The organism is Clostridium sp. LY3-2 (assembly GCF_024705715.1).
Lineage (GTDB): Bacteria > Bacillota > Clostridia > Clostridiales > Clostridiaceae > Clostridium.
Genome location: NZ_JAMDLQ010000009.1, coordinates 45,213 through 61,972 on the forward strand (window position 1 = coordinate 45,213; position 16,760 = coordinate 61,972).

The window sequence follows — 16,760 nt, forward strand, 5'->3', positions numbered from 1 at the left end:
TTATGTAGTTATTTCCACTTTAGAATTTCAATATCATTTTTCTTTTTAAAATTTATTAAATATGGTTTTCCTACTAGATCTAATAAAGGTTTATCACTTAAAGAATCTGAAAACATATATGAATTTTTAAAATCAACTTGGATGTTTTCTTTTTTTAACACTTCTTTTAACCTTATAACCTTTTCTTCACCTTTGCAGTTTGAACCATCCATCATCCTTGTAAATTTTCCACTTGAAAATTTAAACTTAGTTCCTATCACTCTATCTACTTCTTTAATTTTGTAAAATTCATTTAAATAAAATTCTGGAGATGCAGATATTAAATATATCTTATATCCTTCTTTTTTAAGTTTTTTTATCATATCTATTGCATCTTTATATAAAATTTTTTCTAAAACTTCTTCATAAAATTCTTTAACTGTATTTTCTAAATCTTTTTCTTCTATTCCATCAATAAATTTTAAGAAAGATTGCTTTACTTTTTTTTCATCATATATTTTAAGTCCATATAAAGCTCCACTAAATATTGCTCTAGGTAAAAATTTAATATTCTTTTTATCCTTATGAATCATAAACTTAAAAAATTGCATTAAAGTTTCTTTTCTTGTAATTGTAAAATCTACGTCAAATATTGCTAATTTCTCCATCTAATCCTCCAAAATCTATTTATATAATTTATTATATAATATATTAATCAGTTTTACTAAAAAAAAGCTAACTTTTTTCAAAAAAAGTTAGCTTTTTTAATAAATTATTTTATTATATTTAAAAAGTTTTTAATTCTTTCTATTCCTTCTTCAATTTGCTCTTTAGAAATCGCATAAGAAAGTCTTATATATCCTTCTAACCCAAACCCAATCCCAGGAATAACAGCTACCTTTTCCTTTTCTAAAAGCTCTTTAGAAAATTCTAGAGAGTCTTTTATATCATCATTTAAATATTTTGTTATATCAACCATAACATAAAAAGCTCCCTTTGGCTCAATTATATCTATATCTTTTAAACCTTTTAATAATTTGACCATAAAGTTTTTTCTGTCTTCAAAAGCTTTAACCATTTTTAAAAGTTCATCTTTAGGACCGTTTAAAGCCTCAAGTGCTGCGTATTGAGTTACAGAACAAGTATTTGAAGTAGTGTGACTTTGAATACTTGTCATAAGCTTAATAATTTCTTTATTAGCTGCTGCATATCCTATTCTCCATCCAGTCATTGCACTGGATTTTGAAAAACCATTTATAACTATTGTATTTTTATAAGCATAAGGGCTTAAGCTTGCAATACTTATATGCTTTTCATTATCATAAATAAGTTTTTCATAAATCTCATCAGAAATTATTATAAGATTATTTTCCTCTGCAAATTTTGCAAGGTCATAAAGTTCTTCTTTAGTATATATAGTTCCAGTTGGGTTGTTTGGGCTATTTATTATAAAAGCTTTAGTTTTTGAAGTTAATGCTTTTTCTAATTCTTCCCTGTTTAGTTTATATCCATTATCTTTTGAATTATTTAAAAATACAGGTTTTCCATCTGCTAATTTTATTAGTTCCGGATAACTAACCCAATAAGGCGTTGCCATTATTACTTCATCTTCTGGATTTAAAATAGCTAAAAAAGCATTTGCTAAAGATTGCTTCGCTCCAGTACTTACTAAAATTTGATCTACTTTATACTCTAAGTCGTTATCTTCTTTAAACTTTTTACATATAGCTTCTCTAAGTTCTAATATTCCTGAAGTTTGAGTATACTTAGTTTTACCATCAAGCATTGCTTTATAAGCTGCATCTATAATATTTTTAGGTGTATTAAAATCTGGCTCACCTGCCCCAAAGCTTATTACATCAACTCCTGATTCTTTAAGACTCTTAGCTTTCGCTGTTATTTCAAGAGTTATTGACGGCGCTATATCTTTAGCTTTTTTTGATAAGTTCATATTTATTTCGCCCCTTTAATTATTTATTCTTTGCTCCTATAAATTTTTCATATAATTCGCTATCTATTCCTTCAGAGCCAATCTCGCATTCAGATAGGCAGCAGTGAAAATCACTTCCACCAGTGATAACCATTTTGTACTTTTTGCTCAAGTTGTAAAATTTATTTATCTGTTCTTTAGTGTGGCTATTGTGGTATACTTCGATACCTCTTAAACCATAACACCTTAGTTCTTTAATTATATTTTCAATCTCACGTGCTTTATAAATTTTTCCAGGATGCGCTAACACTGCTATTCCATTTGAAGCTTGAATTAATTTTATAGCTTCTTTATAAGTTAGCTTCTTCCCTTTTTCGTAAGCAGGTTTCCCTTGAACTAAATACTTATTAAATGCACTCTTATAATTGCACTCGTAGCCTTTTTTAACTATCTCCAGTGCAATATTTGCTCTTCCCACAGTTTCTTTGCCATTTTTTAAAACTTCTGATATATCAATATCAATCCCCATTTTGTTAAGCTTTGAAACTATACTTTTAGCTCTCTCTTTTCTATAAAATTTAAGTTCACTTAAGACTTTATTTAAATTTTCATCTTTAATATCTATAAAATATCCTAAAATATGAATCTCTATTCCATTTACTTCTGTACTAAGTTCAATTCCAGGAATAATACTTAAATCTTCGTATTTGTTATTTGTAATGTATTGAGCGTCTAAAGTATCGTGGTCGGTTATAGATATGCATTTAACACCTTTACTCCTTGCAGTACTTACAATCTCTTCTGGTGTCAACTTGCCATCTGAAAAGGAAGAATGAATATGTAAATCACAAAATTTCATATTAATCACCTTCCAACTCACATAATGAATATACCATTATTGTCTATTAAAGTAAATTATTCAATATAATTATATTCACAAAAGGAGAGTGAAATTTCACTCTCCCATAATTTTTAGTTTTCAACTAATACTTCGTTGTAGTATTTAGCAACTTCATTAAATTCATCTTCGTCAGGAACTACTAATTCTTCCTCTACTAATCTGAACATATATACTGAATCATCAGTAGGATTTTGAGCTAAGTAATACTCTCCACCGTTATATTCAAATTCATCTATAATAGGGCAAGCAACTTCGTTACCTTCTTCGTCTACTAAATCAACTACGAAATGTTCATGTTCGTGTTCACCGCATCCACATCCACATTCGTGATCGTGTTCATGCTCGTGGCTTCCACATCCGCATCCATTACCTTCTTCGTGGCTTCCACATCCACATTTGTTTAAATCTTTATCCATTTCTTTTTCCTCCTTCAATTGTGTATTGTCTATTTTCATTCTACCCTTATTTTATCTAAATTAAAAGCAAATTCTTTATTTTTTTTAATTTATTCACTCATTCTCTACGAATTTTCTTTATTCTCTTACTTATAATTGAGTTTCTTTAATATTTTGTAAGATAAATAAAAAAGACCCAGGCAAAGCCTGAGTCTTCTTTTATATTAAAGATGAATTTTAGTTATCAGCAGCTAGTTTTTTGTATCCTGCTAATCTTTCTTTTGCATCTTTTTCAGTTTTCTCGAATAATGCATCTGCAGCTTCTGGGAATGCTTTAGCAAGTGAAGCGTATCTAACTTCTCCCATTAAGAATTCTCTGAAGTCTCCAGTTGGTTCTTTTGAATCTAAAACAAATGGATTCTTTCCAGCTTCTTTAACTTCTGGGTTGAATCTGTACATTGCCCAATATCCGCAATCTACTGCTTTTTTAGCTTCAACTTGGCTGTTACCCATACCAATCTTAATTCCGTGGTTTATACATGGAGCGTAAGCTATGATTAGTGATGGTCCTTTGTATGCTTCTGCTTCAGCGATAGCTTTAAGAGTTTGGTTCTTATCAGCTCCCATTGAAATTTGAGCAACATATACGTATCCGTAGCTCATTGCGATCATACCAAGGTCTTTTTTCTTAGTTTTCTTACCTGATGCAGCAAATTTAGCTATTGCAGCAGTTGGAGTTGATTTTGATGATTGACCACCAGTGTTTGAGTAAACTTCTGTATCAAATACAAATATATTTACATCTTCTCCAGTAGCTAATACGTGGTCTACTCCACCGAATCCGATATCATATGACCATCCGTCTCCACCAAATATCCATTGTGATGGTTTTACTAAGAAGTCTTTTTCGTTTAAGATAGCTTTTGCGTGTACGTTATCTGATCCTTCTAAAGCAGCAACTACAGCGTCAGCTCTATCTCTAGTTCCTTCACCAGTTGTGAATCCGTCAACGAATGCTTGTAATTCTTCTACAGCAACTCCGTCAGCGATAGCTTTAAGAGCGTTTTCTTTAACTCTTTCTCTTATAGCGTTAGCACCTAAGAACATACCTAATCCGAATTCAGCGTTGTCTTCGAATAATGAGTTAGCCCAAGCTGGTCCGTGACCTTTGTGGTTAACTGTGTATGGAGTTGAAGGAGCTGATCCACCCCAGATTGATGAACATCCAGTAGCGTTAGCTATCATCATTCTGTCTCCGAATAATTGAGTTATTAACTTAGCGTAAGGAGTTTCTCCACAACCTGCACAAGCTCCTGAGAACTCGAATAATGGTTGCTCGAATTGGCTTCCTTTAAGTGTTTTCTTGTTCATTGGGTTAGCTTTTGGTGAAACTTTTTCTATAGCGTAATCCCAGTTAGCTATTTCAACATCTTGAGTTGCAGCTGGTTTCATAACTAAAGCTTTTCCTGGTGCTGGACAAACTTGAGCACAGTTTCCACATCCAGTACAATCTAATGGAGTAATTCCGATTGTGAACTTAACAGGAGTTTCTGTTTTTAATGCTCTAGCGTCTACAGCTTTGAATCCTGCTGGTGCGTTAGCTAATTCTTCTTCAGTTAATAAGAATGGTCTAATTGCAGCATGTGGACAAACGTAAGCACATTGGTTACATTGGATACATTTATCTGCTTCCCACTCAGGAACGTTTATAGCTATTCCTCTTTTTTCTGAAGCTGCTGTTCCAGCTTCGAAAGTACCGTCTTCCATTCCGTTGAATGCTGAAACTGGTAAATCGAATCCTTCTTGTCTGTTTATAGGATCTACTATATTTTTAACGAAATCAGTTTTTGGTCTAGCTTCAACTACTGCTTCTTCTTTAGCATCTTTCCATGAAGCTGGAACTGTGATTTCTACTATTGAGTCAACACCTTTGTCAATTGCAGCGTTGTTCATATCAACAACTTTTTGACCTTTTTTACCGTATGAAGTAACAACAGCGTCTTTTAAGTATTTAACTGCATCTTCAACTGGGATAATGTTAGCTAACTTGAAGAAAGCTGATTGCATTATCATGTTGATTCTTCCACCTAATCCTATTTCTTGAGCTATCTTAACAGCGTTTAAAGTATAGAATTTGATGTTGTTTTCAGCTATATATCTTTTGTATGAAGCTGGTAAGTTTTCTTCAACTTCTTCTGGAGTCCAGATTGAGTTTAAAAGGAATGTTCCGTTTGGTTTTAATCCTTCTAATACGTTGTATTTGTAAACATATGATTGGTTGTGACAAGCAACGAAATCAGCTTTGTTTATTAAGTAAGGTGATTTTATTGGTTGTTTACCAAATCTTAAGTGTGATACTGTTATACCACCTGATTTTTTAGAGTCATATGAGAAATATCCTTGAGCATACATATCTGTATGGTCTCCGATGATTTTGATAGCACTTTTGTTAGCACCAACAGTACCATCTGATCCTAATCCCCAGAACTTACAAGCTGTAGTTCCTTTTGGAGTAGCATCTATATCTTCGTGAACTTCTAATGAAGTGTTTGTAACGTCATCGTTTATAGCTAATGTGAATCCATCTTTTGGTTCGTCTTTAGCTAAGTTTTCATATACTGCAGCGATGTGTCCTGGGTTAGGGTCTTTTGATCCTAATCCGAATCTTCCACCAACTATTACAGGAGCATTTTCTTCTCCATAGTAAGCGCTCTTAACATCTAAGTATAATGGTTCACCTGCTGAACCTGGTTCTTTAGTTCTATCTAAAACAGCAATTTTCTTAACTGTGCTAGGTATAGCTTTCTTTAATCTTTCGATATCGAAAGGTCTGTATAATCTTACTTTAACTACTCCGACTTTTTGTCCGTTAGCGTTTAAGTAATCTATAGTTTCTTCACAAACATCTGTAGCTGATCCCATTGCTACTATTACTCTGTCAGCATCAGCTGCTCCATAGTAATCGAAACAGTGGTATTCTCTACCAGTTATTTTAGTGATTTCAGCCATATAGTTTTCAACTACATCAGGAATGCTGTTGTAGAATTTGTTTACAGCTTCTCTAGTTTGGAAGTAGATATCTGGGTTTTGAGCAGTACCTCTAGTTACTGGGTGGTTAGGGTTTAATGCTCTATCTCTGAATGCTTGTAAAGCTTCCATATCTACTAAGTCTTTTAATTCTTCGTGTTCTATAACTTCTACTTTTTGTATTTCGTGTGAAGTTCTGAATCCATCGAAGAAGTTACAGAATGGAACTCTAGTTTTTATAGCTGCTAAGTGAGCTACTGCTGAAAGGTCCATTACCTCTTGAACAGAACCTTCTGCAAGCATAGCGAATCCTGTTTGTCTTGCAGCCATAACATCTTGGTGATCTCCGAATATGCTTAGAGATGATGTAGCTAATGCTCTAGCTGATACATGGAATACTCCAGGTAATAATTCTCCAGCAATTTTATACATATTTGGTATCATTAATAATAAACCTTGTGAAGCAGTGTAAGTTGTAGTTAATGCTCCAGCTTGTAATGATCCGTGAACTGCACCTGCAGCTCCAGCTTCTGATTGCATTTCCATAATCTTAACTGGTTGACCGAATATGTTTTTCTTTCCTTGTGCTACCCACTCGTCTACGTGTTCAGCCATTGGTGATGATGGTGTTATAGGATAGATTGCAGCAACCTCTGTGAATGCATATGAAATATGAGCAGCAGCCGTATTTCCATCCATTGTTTTCATTTTTCTCATCGTGTGACCCCTCTTTCTATTATTAAAAAATAAGAAATTTTTTAATATAAAAAGTTTTAATACAGATTCCACAATTAAAACTTTTTACATCAATATATATAAATAAAATTAGTGAGAAATATAATTTTATTTAAATCGATTAAATTAAAGTGTCTTACACTTTTACACATTAAATGAGGTAAATCATAATAAAAGATTGTCTTTTATTTAACATACCCCTACAAAAAATATATTACAAATTTCGACTTTGATTTTAAGCTTTAAAAAAGAGATTAACAAAACCTTTTTTAATATTATTAAAAAGTCAAAGTCCATCTCTTTCATTATATACTACTATTAATATTTTGCAAGTTTTCAAAGCTTATTTAAGTTTTAAATTTCCTTATTTACGATAAATATTCTTTTTCTACTACATTTTACTTGTTATAGAACCCTTTATCACGTCCATTATTCCATTTACTCCATTATTCATCTTACTAGACTTCATATTTTTAACTAAAGTTTCTTTATCTTCCTTTAATCTTTTTATTTCAGTTAGTATTCCAGTATTTGAAAGTTCTTCTTCCTCTATAACATTTGCAAAACCTTCTTTTTTAAATGAATTTGCATTTAAAATTTGGTCTCCTCTACTAGCATTTTTTGATAATGGAATTAAAAGTGTAGGTTTTTTTAGTGCTAAAAACTCAAAAATAGAGTTTGCACCAGCTCTTGAAATTATATAGTCTGAAGCTTTAAGTAAGTCTTTAAGTTCTTCACTTACATACTCAAACTGCTTATAACCTTTTAAGTTTTCTAATTCTTTTTTATAATTTCCTTTACCACAAAGGTGAATTATGTTGTTTTCTTTAAGCAATTCATTTAAATTTTCTCTTATCTCATCGTTTATAACTTTAGACCCTAAGCTTCCACCCATAACTAAAATAATCTCTTTATCATCATCAAAGCCACATATTTTCTTTCCAACTAGTTTTGACCCTTCTAATATTTCAGATCTTATAGGACTTCCTGTTAAAACACCTTTTTCTTTGCTTACATAATTTAAACTTTCTCTAAATGTCACGCAAAGTTTATCACAAAATGGTGATGCTAATTTGTTTGCAAGACCTGGAGTTATATCTGATTCGTGTGCTATAACAGGTATCTTTTTCATAGATGCTGCAATTACTACAGGTACTGTTACAAATCCACCTTTTGAAAATATAACATCAGGCTTTTCTTTATTTAATATTTTTCTAGCCTCATTTATTCCTTTTAATACTTTAAAAGGATCAGTAAAGTTTTTAATATCAAAATATCTTCTAAGTTTACCAGATGATATACCAAAGTATGGAATATTAGCATTCCCTATAATATCTTTTTCTATCCCATCTTTACTTCCTATGTATTTTATATCAAAACCTTCTTCTTTTAGTCTTGGAACTAATGCAAGATTTGGAGTAACGTGCCCTGCTGTTCCTCCCCCTGTCATTATAATTTTATATTTACTCAAAATTATCTCTCCTTACAATCTAAAATTCTTAATTGAGACTTGAATATTTTTGTCTCCTCTGAATTCATTAATCTCTGGATAATATATTATATCCATCTTAAAATTAGTATATCCTTCTAGTAATAGTTTAGTAAATGCCTCTTCCCCATATTTTTCTTCAAAAGACTCTTTAAAAAAATCGTACTTATTAAAATTCACTCCATCTATAGTCTTTCCTCCTGGAAGTTCCATTTTAAATCTTAAAAATTTACCTTCCTTACCCATAAACATCACTCTCTTAACTAAAACATCCTTACAAGCAATTACAGGAGTACTATTTCCCTTTCCAAAAGGTTTCATAACATTTAAATCATCAATTATTTTATAATTTAAGTTTTGTAGAGGTATAGCTGCATCTATTAAAACTTTAGGTGTAATATCATCTTCTGTTAATTTACAGTTTGAATTTAATTCTTTTCTTAATTTCTCTATGTTTTCTTCCTTTAAGGAAAGACCAGCTGCCATAGGATGTCCACCAAACTTCTCTAAATATTCTTTGCATTTACTAAGTTCTTCAAACATATTATATCCTTCTATAGACCTTCCAGAGCCTTTTGGCATATCTTTTCCTTTAGTTATTACTATAGTTGGAAGATTATATCTTTCACGAATTCTTCCTGCAACTATTCCTGCAATACTTTCGTGAATACTTTTTTCATAGACTACTATAACTTTATCCCCTGATTTTATTTCACTTTCTACTAAAGCTTCAACCTTTTCAACACTTTCTATAGTAAGCTCTTGTCTTTTTTCGTTTAATTCGTTTAACTTACGTGCAAGGTTTAATGCTTTATCCTTATCTTCTGAGATTAGAAGTTCTACAGAATAATCTGCAATTTCAAGCCTTCCTGTTGCATTTATACAAGGACCTATACTAAATCCAAAGTGACCTTCATTTATAGTTTTTTCTTCTAAATTCTTAACCTTAATTAATTCTTTTAATCCTATAATATTAGTATTATTTATAAGTTCTAATCCTTTTTTAACTATAATCCTATTTTCATCAATTAAATTAACTACATCGCAAACAGTAGCGATAGCTGCAAATTGTAAAAGTTCCTCCGCTTCTTTTATATCTATAGAAAACTCTTTATATAATCCTAAAACAAACTTATAAGCTACTCCCGCTCCGCAAAGGTCTTTAAATGGATAAGGGCAGTCTTCTCTTTTAGGATTTATTAAAGCATCAGAGTTTGGCATAACTTTTATTAGCTTTCCATCTACTTCTTTTAAAGGTATATCATGATGGTCTGTAACTACTACAGTTAAACCTAATTCTTTAGCATATTCTATTTCTTCAAAAGCTGAAATTCCATTATCACAAGTTAAGATTATATCTACCCCAGAATCTTTTAGGATTTTTATTCTTTCCTTGTTCATCCCATACCCTTCACTTTCCCTATTTGGAATGTGATATATAAAGTTTGCATTTAATTTTTTTAGTCCTTTATATAGTATTGAAGTACTACATACTCCGTCACAGTCATAATCTCCATATATAGCAATTTTTTTATTATTTATTATTGCGTTTTTTATTATTTCTACTCCAAGATTTAAATCCTTTAGTAAAAATGGATCATGAAAACTATTTAAATCTCCATATAGGAAAAGAGAAGCTGCTTTAGGATCAGATATTTTTCTATTAGCTAAAAGTCTTAATATTAGACTATCCTCATTTAAATTATTAGCTAATCTTTTAAAATCTTCTCTTTTTTCTCTTATAAGCCACTTCTCTTTCATAATTCACCTATTTTCTAAAAGTTATAAAGCATTCCGTTTCTTATTTCTTCTGCTTCTTTTACTTTTCCTAATTTTTTTAGTATTTCAAATGAAAATTCTAATGCAGTTGCAGGTCCTCTACTTGTTATTATATTTCCATCTATAACTACTCTTCTATCTTCTATATAATTAACATCTCCTAGTTCTTCTTTAAAGCCAGGATAAGAAGTTACATCTTTTCCTCTTATTACGTCTGCTTTAGCCAAAACTATAGGTGCTGCACATATTGCAGCTACTATTTTTTTTGAAGAGTTCATCTTTTTTATTAAATCTATAACTTCAGAATTATCTCTTAAATTAGTGCTTCCTGGCATTCCACCTGGTAAAACTACAGCATCATATTCACTAATATCTTTAATTAACTTATCTGCTCTTATAACCATATTGTGAGCACCTGTTACTTCTTCTTCAAATATTGAAACTGCATCACAAGTAACATCTGCACGTCTTAAAACATCAACAACTGTTAACGCTTCAATTTCTTCAAATCCATTTGCTAATAAAACACATACTTTACTCATAAAAAAACCTTCTTTCTTATAAAAATTGTACCCCTCTTATTATATCTATAACTTCTCCAACTAAAAGGTCTGTTCCTCTTCCTGCTCTGTTTTGAAGTTTTATAGATGATACTTCTAAAGTTTTAACTTCTTTGTTATGGAATATTAAATTAAACTTTTCCGCCTCTTCTGTTACATACCTACCGCATATAGCTTTATCTTCATCTTTTAAGCTTATTCCTGTAACTCCAGATGTAAATTTACCCATTAAACTTACATTATCTACGCTAAACCTAATCCCCATTCCCTTTTCAGTAAATAGTAATATTTCACCAAAATTTAAATCTCCAAGGAAAGTGCTAACTACTCTATCTTCCTTAGTTTTTAATTTATAATATGGAGCGCTTAAATATTCTCCTTCGAATTCTTTAAATGAAGTCTTTTTAACTAATCCGTTTTTTGTAATTGTATAAAGTCCTAGATTCTCATTGTATCCATTTACAGAAATTGCTTTTATAATTTCTTCATCTTTTTCTAAAGAATCAACCATATCTTCAAGTTTTATATCCTTTTCTAAAACACCGCTAAGCATAAATGACTTAAGCTTAATTAAGTTACCTTTATCAGTAAATAATAATAAATCACTTAAAGAATCTGTATGGACTTTTAAATCATCATTTTTGGCTACCCTACTTAATGATTTAATTACTTTTTTGTTTGTTATTCCAATATTAAATTGCACTACTTCTAATCTGTCTATATAAGATGCTTCTGTTATCTTATCTTTTAAAGATAAGTTAAACATTTGAATTGGAAGGATGTTTCTTTGACTGTTTTCTATTTCTGGTATTTCTAATGAGAAAGTTAATCCTAGCTTTGTACTTACCTTTAGGAATTCTTTTTTCTCATCTGAAACTAGCATAGTTATATCTATAACATCTTCCCCTTCTTTAAGCTTTATAGCTTGAAGCTTAGTATATGCTGTATCAAAATTATCTAAAGATGTCTTTTTAATATATCCTTTATCAGTTATAAATTGAATATATTTATTTGGGTGAAGTGATTTAACTGATATAACTTTAATTATAGATTCGTTATCTAAATTAAGCCCTCTAATTAGAGTATCAACTCTTTCACCTTTTTCTTTCCACTTACCTTCTGGAGTGTTAATTCCTTTTAATTTATACATATAACCTTTATCTGTGAAAATAAGCAAAGTATCACAAGTATTTGATTCTATTAAGAATTTAAGTTCGTCTCCTTCTCTATATTCTATTTCTTTAGAGTCAGAGTTTGATCTTATATAATTTTTATAAGGAATTCTTTTAATAAATCCATCTTTTGATAAAGTTATCATTATATCTTCTATAACTATAAGTTCTTCTATATCAATTTTAGCTTTACTATCATCCTCTATTATCTTAGTTCTTCTTGGATTCTTATATTTTTTAGTTACTTCTTGTAACTCTTTTTTTACTACTTTAAGCAGTTCCTTTTCACTAGATAATATCTTTTTAAGCTTTGCTATTATCTTTTGAAGTTCATCATACTCTTTTTTAAATACATCTATTTCAAGTCCTGTTAATCTATAAAGCATAAGTTCAAGTATTGCACTAGACTGAATTTCTGTAAATCCAAATTTAGCTATTAAATTTTCGCTTGCATCTTTTTTAGATTTAGAACTTCTAATAGTTTTTATAACTTCATCTAAAACATCAATAGCTTTTATAAATCCTTCAACTATATGAAATCTTTTTTCAGCTATCTCAAGTTCTTTTCTACTTCTTCTAGTTACTATCTCTTTTTGATGGTTTACGTAATGCTCTATTATTGTTTTAAGACCCATAGTTTCTGGTTTACCATCAGCTAGTGCAACCATATTAAAACTTATGTTACACTGAAGATCTGTCTTTTTAAAAAGGTATTTAAGAACCTTATCTACTGATTCTTCAGTTGATGCTTTTTTAAATTCAATAACAGCTCTAATACCTGTTCTATCTGATTCATCTCTTATATCAGTAATTCCTTCTAAAACTTTAGCATGTCTTTTATCTGCTGTCATTTCAGAAATTGTTTGAAGTATTCTTGACTTATTTCTTCTATATGGGAACTCAGTAATTACTATTCCAAATCTTCCGTTTTCTAACTTATCTATAGAAGTTTTTGCTCTACATGTTACCTTTCCGTTTCCAGTTTCGTATGCAGATATTAAAGAATTCTTACCAATAAGAACTCCTCCTGTCGGAAGGTCTGGACCTTTAATATGTTCCATAAGTTCTTTTGTTGTTATTTCGTTATTGTCAATATACGCTAAAACTCCATCTGTTACCTCTTCTAAATTATGAGGTGGTATATTAGTTGCAAGTCCAACTGCTATACCAAAAGCTCCATTAACTAAAAGGTTTGGATATCTACTTGGTAATACCTTTGGTTCTAACTCACTATCTGAATAGTTTAAAACCATATCTACTGTATCTTTTTCAATATCTTTCATCATTTCCATAGCAATAGGTGCAAGTCTTGCTTCTGTATATCTCATAGCAGCTGCCCCATCTCCATCTATAGAACCCCAGTTTCCGTGACCATCTATTAAAGGCTCTCTAGTTGAAAAATCTTGAGCTAGTATAACCATAGCATCATATACTGACGTATCTCCGTGAGGATGATACTTACCTAAAATATCCCCAACTATTCTAGCTGATTTATAATAAGGTCTATCTGGAAATGCCTTTAATTGATATGCCCCATATAATATCCTTCTATGAACTGGTTTTAACCCATCTCGAACGTCTGGAAGTGCTCTTTCTTTAGCAACTTCTATTGCATATGGCAGATAGTTATCTGGCATAGCTTCTTCAAGTGGAATTCTTATAATATTTTTATCCACAGGTATACTACTAACTTTTTTAGCCATAAATCTTTTCCTTTCTATTTCTAATTAAAATTCACCGTATTTATACATATATTTCCTTCTAGGTTCTACTATATCACCCATAAGAAGAGATACCATTTTTTCTGCCTTTGCAGCGTCATCTATAGTAACTTGGAAAAGTGTTCTACTTTCTGGATTTAAAGTAGTATCCCAAAGCTGGTCTGGATTCATCTCTCCTAGCCCTTTGTATCTTTGTATTAATGCACCTTTTCCAATTCTTTCTTTAACTTCATCTAAATCTTCATCTGAATAAGCGTATTCAGATACTTCTTTTCCTTTAACCTTTTTATAAACTTTATATAAAGGAGGCTGAGCTAAATAAAGATGTCCATTTGCTATAAGAGGTCTCATATATCTATAGATATATGTCATCCATAATGTTCTAATATGATAACCATCAACGTCAGCATCACTCATAATTATTATTTTGTTATATCTTAAATCATCTTCATTATAATTATCTAAAGTCCCAGTCCCTACAGCAGTATTAAATATTTTTAATTCTTCTGAAGCAAGTACATTTTCAAGTTTTTGCTTTTCAGTATTCATTATCTTACCTTTAGATGGCATTATACTTTGGAATCTTCTGTCTCTAGCCATTTTTACTGAACCACCGGCAGAATCTCCTTCGACTACTATAAATTCATTATATGATTTATCTTTTCCAGTACAAACCGCTACCTTACCTGCTAAAGGCGCAGCCCCTTTACCTATCTTTTTCTTTTCAGCTTCATTTATCTTTTTAATTTTCTCTCTTCTTTGTGCTGCTTGAAGTGCATTATTTATTATTTTTGATGCAAGGTCTTTATTATCTTCAATCCACTCTGAAAGCTTAGTGTATGCAAGTTCATTCATCATAGTATAAGCTTCGTTATTTCCAAGCTTAGTTTTAGTTTGACCTTCAAACTCAGGATTTGAGATTTTTATTCTAACGATAGCTGTCATACCTTCTCTTAAATCATCACCTTCGAATTCTTTATCCTTAGGTTTCATAAGTTCAAGTTTTCTACCCCATTCTTTAAAAGCTCTAGTCATACCTGTTTTAAATCCAGTTTCGTGAGTTCCAGCTTCTGTAGTTGGGATATTATTTACATAACTTGCAATATTGTCTGTTGTTGAATCTGTAAATTGCATACAAACTTCACCAAACATATTTAATCCATTTAATTCTTTTTCCCCCTCAAAAATAATAGGGTCTTTATGAAGAGGTGTCTTACTTTCGTTTAAGTAATCTATAAAATCTAAAAGTCCCCTCTTAGAGTAATATTCTTTAACTACTTCTTCATCTTTTCTTCTATCTATAAACTCTAGCATCATTCCTTTATTTTGGAATGCTAGTTCTTGAAGTCTTTCATCTATTACATCACCTTTAAAGTCTATAGTTGAAAATATATCTTTATCTGGCATAAATGTAACCATAGTTCCAGTATCTTTACATTTTCCAACTACTTCTAAAGGAGTTACAGGAGTTCCTGGCATATCTTTTTTAAGTTCTTTATCATACGCATATTCGAATCTTTGTTTGTATATATTCCCGTTTTGATGAACTTCAACTTCTACCCATTTAGAAAGGGCATTAACTACAGCTGCTCCAACTCCGTGAAGACCACCTGATGTTTTGTAGTTTTTGTTATCAAATTTTCCCCCTGTGTGAAGTTCTGTATAAACCATTTCAACTCCACTTTTCTTTTTGATAGGATGTATTCCTGTAGGTATACCTCTACCGTTATCCATAACAGTAACACTTTTATCTTTATTTAGTATTATAGTTGCCTTTGTACCAAATCCATTTGATACTTCATCTATAGCATTATCTAATATTTCCCATACACAATGATGTAAACCCTTAGTTCCAGTTGAACCTATATACATACCAGGCCTAACTCTAACTGGCTCTAGTTTTTCTAGAGAAGTTAAGGCGTTTACGTCATATGAAGCATTGATTTCTTTTCCCATCTTTTCCTCCAAACTAAACAAATTCGTTATATATATCTATTAATTCTTTTATAGTTTTTTCTTTATCATCGCAAAATAGCTCTTTATAGAAATCTTTTTCTTTAAATCCATTTGTATATAACGGATCGTAGTATTCAACCATTAAGGCTTCGCATACCTCATCAAAGTTTCCTTCTGTAACCATAGTTTTGTATTCTTCTATTCTTTTTTTACTGATATATTTACACATATATTCAAGGCATCTTAGTATATCTCCTACACTCTTTTCATCTTTTGTGTACTCTTTAACTAAAAGATCCCTTCTATTTTCTATAGTATCATCCATACATACTTTTATACCTTTTTGCATAGCATCTGATAAAAATGTCGGTAAAATTATATTTCCTATTCTTTTACTTTCACCTTCTATAAATACTATGTTTGAATTTTTATTTTTAAGTTCTTCAAAAACTTCGGTTTCAAAGGCTTTTTGACTTCTACAACCACCAAGTGCAACTCCACCTAAAATAGACCCTCTATGATTTGCAGCGCCTTCTAAATCAACTACATTATACCCTCTTTTTCTAAGTTCTTTTAAGTATTCAGTTTTTCCAACCCCAGTTTTTCCGTATAAAACTATGTATTTAACTTCTTCATTTAATTTTTTAAAGTTATCATTTATGTATTTTCTATATCCTTTATATCCATTTTTAAGTTTGTAAACTTTATATCCTAGTGAATAAAAGAGAGAATATACAGTTCCACTTCTCATTCCACCTCTAGCACAAAAGAATACTATCTTCTTACCTTTTTGTGAGTAAAGCTCTTGTACTTGTTCAAATATTTCTGGAAGTCTTTTTGAAATATATTCTATACCTATTTTTTTTGCTTTTTCTGTATTTTCTCTTACATAAACTGTTCCAACTTCTTCTCTTTCTTCATCTAGTAGAACTGGAATATTAATAGCTCCTTTAATTGTAGCTTCTTTGAATTCCTTTGGACTTCTAACATCTACAAATATACAACTATTATCATCTACTAATTCTTCATAATCAACTATATTAAACATAACAATCCCTCAACTTACAATTTTATTAACTCTTCTATTTTATCACAAAAAATAAATATGTAAAAAAA

At 30.7% G+C, this 16,760-nt stretch carries 11 protein-coding genes; all 11 read right to left on the bottom strand.

Annotated elements, in window-relative coordinates; all coding sequences use genetic code 11:
* Positions 1–8: 8 nt before the first annotated feature.
* The 11 genes from M4I33_RS01780 to mnmH all read right to left on the bottom strand — a co-directional run bounded on the left by M4I33_RS01780 (position 9) and on the right by mnmH (position 16,692).
* Entirely contained in the window at positions 9–647 is a 639-nt protein-coding gene (locus M4I33_RS01780; protein WP_257915160.1) for an HAD-IB family hydrolase, read from the bottom strand.
* Between the two features lie 104 nt (positions 648–751).
* A complete protein-coding gene (locus M4I33_RS01785) occupies positions 752–1,930 on the bottom strand; it encodes a pyridoxal phosphate-dependent aminotransferase (RefSeq protein ID WP_257915161.1) in 1,179 nt (392 codons plus the stop codon).
* Positions 1,931–1,949: 19 nt separating this feature from the next.
* Entirely contained in the window at positions 1,950–2,768 is an 819-nt protein-coding gene (locus M4I33_RS01790) for a PHP domain-containing protein (protein ID WP_257915162.1), read from the bottom strand.
* A 113-nt stretch (positions 2,769–2,881) separates the two neighbouring features.
* Complete coding sequence (locus tag M4I33_RS01795; protein WP_257915163.1) at positions 2,882–3,226, bottom strand: DUF1292 domain-containing protein; 345 nt, start codon at positions 3,224–3,226, stop codon at positions 2,882–2,884.
* Positions 3,227–3,442: 216 nt separating this feature from the next.
* Positions 3,443–6,949: a pyruvate:ferredoxin (flavodoxin) oxidoreductase gene (gene nifJ / locus M4I33_RS01800; protein ID WP_257915164.1), complete on the bottom strand. Its 3,507-nt coding sequence runs from the start codon at positions 6,947–6,949 to the stop codon at positions 3,443–3,445.
* 409 nt (positions 6,950–7,358) lie between these two features.
* Positions 7,359–8,438, bottom strand: coding sequence for an undecaprenyldiphospho-muramoylpentapeptide beta-N-acetylglucosaminyltransferase (locus M4I33_RS01805; protein WP_257915165.1), 1,080 nt, complete (start codon positions 8,436–8,438; stop codon positions 7,359–7,361).
* Between the two features lie 12 nt (positions 8,439–8,450).
* On the bottom strand, positions 8,451–10,217 hold the full coding sequence (gene recJ, locus M4I33_RS01810) for a single-stranded-DNA-specific exonuclease RecJ (RefSeq protein WP_257915166.1): 1,767 nt from the start codon (positions 10,215–10,217) through the stop codon (positions 8,451–8,453).
* A 14-nt stretch (positions 10,218–10,231) separates the two neighbouring features.
* On the bottom strand, positions 10,232–10,777 hold the full coding sequence (locus M4I33_RS01815) for a DJ-1 family glyoxalase III (protein ID WP_257915167.1): 546 nt from the start codon (positions 10,775–10,777) through the stop codon (positions 10,232–10,234).
* A gap of 16 nt (positions 10,778–10,793) precedes the next feature.
* Positions 10,794–13,670 (bottom strand): DNA topoisomerase IV subunit A, encoded by a 2,877-nt coding sequence (locus M4I33_RS01820; protein ID WP_257915168.1) that lies wholly within the window; start codon positions 13,668–13,670, stop codon positions 10,794–10,796.
* 24 nt (positions 13,671–13,694) lie between these two features.
* Positions 13,695–15,644 carry a type IIA DNA topoisomerase subunit B gene (locus M4I33_RS01825; protein ID WP_257915169.1) on the bottom strand — a complete coding sequence of 650 codons (1,950 nt, stop codon included), beginning with the start codon at positions 15,642–15,644 and terminating at the stop codon, positions 13,695–13,697.
* A 13-nt stretch (positions 15,645–15,657) separates the two neighbouring features.
* Entirely contained in the window at positions 15,658–16,692 is a 1,035-nt protein-coding gene (gene mnmH / locus M4I33_RS01830; RefSeq protein ID WP_257915170.1) for a tRNA 2-selenouridine(34) synthase MnmH, read from the bottom strand.
* Positions 16,693–16,760 lie beyond the last annotated feature (68 nt).

What these genes read in the sequence shown, in the direction of transcription:
- M4I33_RS01780 (WP_257915160.1), bottom strand. Translation starts at nt 647, where the DNA reads ATGGAGAAATTAGCAATATTTGACGTAGATTTTACAATTACAAGAAAA.
- M4I33_RS01785 (WP_257915161.1), bottom strand. Translation starts at nt 1,930, where the DNA reads ATGAACTTATCAAAAAAAGCTAAAGATATAGCGCCGTCAATAACTCTT.
- M4I33_RS01790 (WP_257915162.1), bottom strand. Translation starts at nt 2,768, where the DNA reads ATGAAATTTTGTGATTTACATATTCATTCTTCCTTTTCAGATGGCAAG.
- M4I33_RS01795 (WP_257915163.1), bottom strand. Translation starts at nt 3,226, where the DNA reads ATGGATAAAGATTTAAACAAATGTGGATGTGGAAGCCACGAAGAAGGT.
- nifJ (WP_257915164.1), bottom strand. Translation starts at nt 6,949, where the DNA reads ATGAGAAAAATGAAAACAATGGATGGAAATACGGCTGCTGCTCATATT.
- recJ (WP_257915166.1), bottom strand. Translation starts at nt 10,217, where the DNA reads ATGAAAGAGAAGTGGCTTATAAGAGAAAAAAGAGAAGATTTTAAAAGA.
- M4I33_RS01815 (WP_257915167.1), bottom strand. Translation starts at nt 10,777, where the DNA reads ATGAGTAAAGTATGTGTTTTATTAGCAAATGGATTTGAAGAAATTGAA.
- M4I33_RS01820 (WP_257915168.1), bottom strand. Translation starts at nt 13,670, where the DNA reads ATGGCTAAAAAAGTTAGTAGTATACCTGTGGATAAAAATATTATAAGA.
- M4I33_RS01825 (WP_257915169.1), bottom strand. Translation starts at nt 15,644, where the DNA reads ATGGGAAAAGAAATCAATGCTTCATATGACGTAAACGCCTTAACTTCT.
- mnmH (WP_257915170.1), bottom strand. Translation starts at nt 16,692, where the DNA reads ATGTTTAATATAGTTGATTATGAAGAATTAGTAGATGATAATAGTTGT.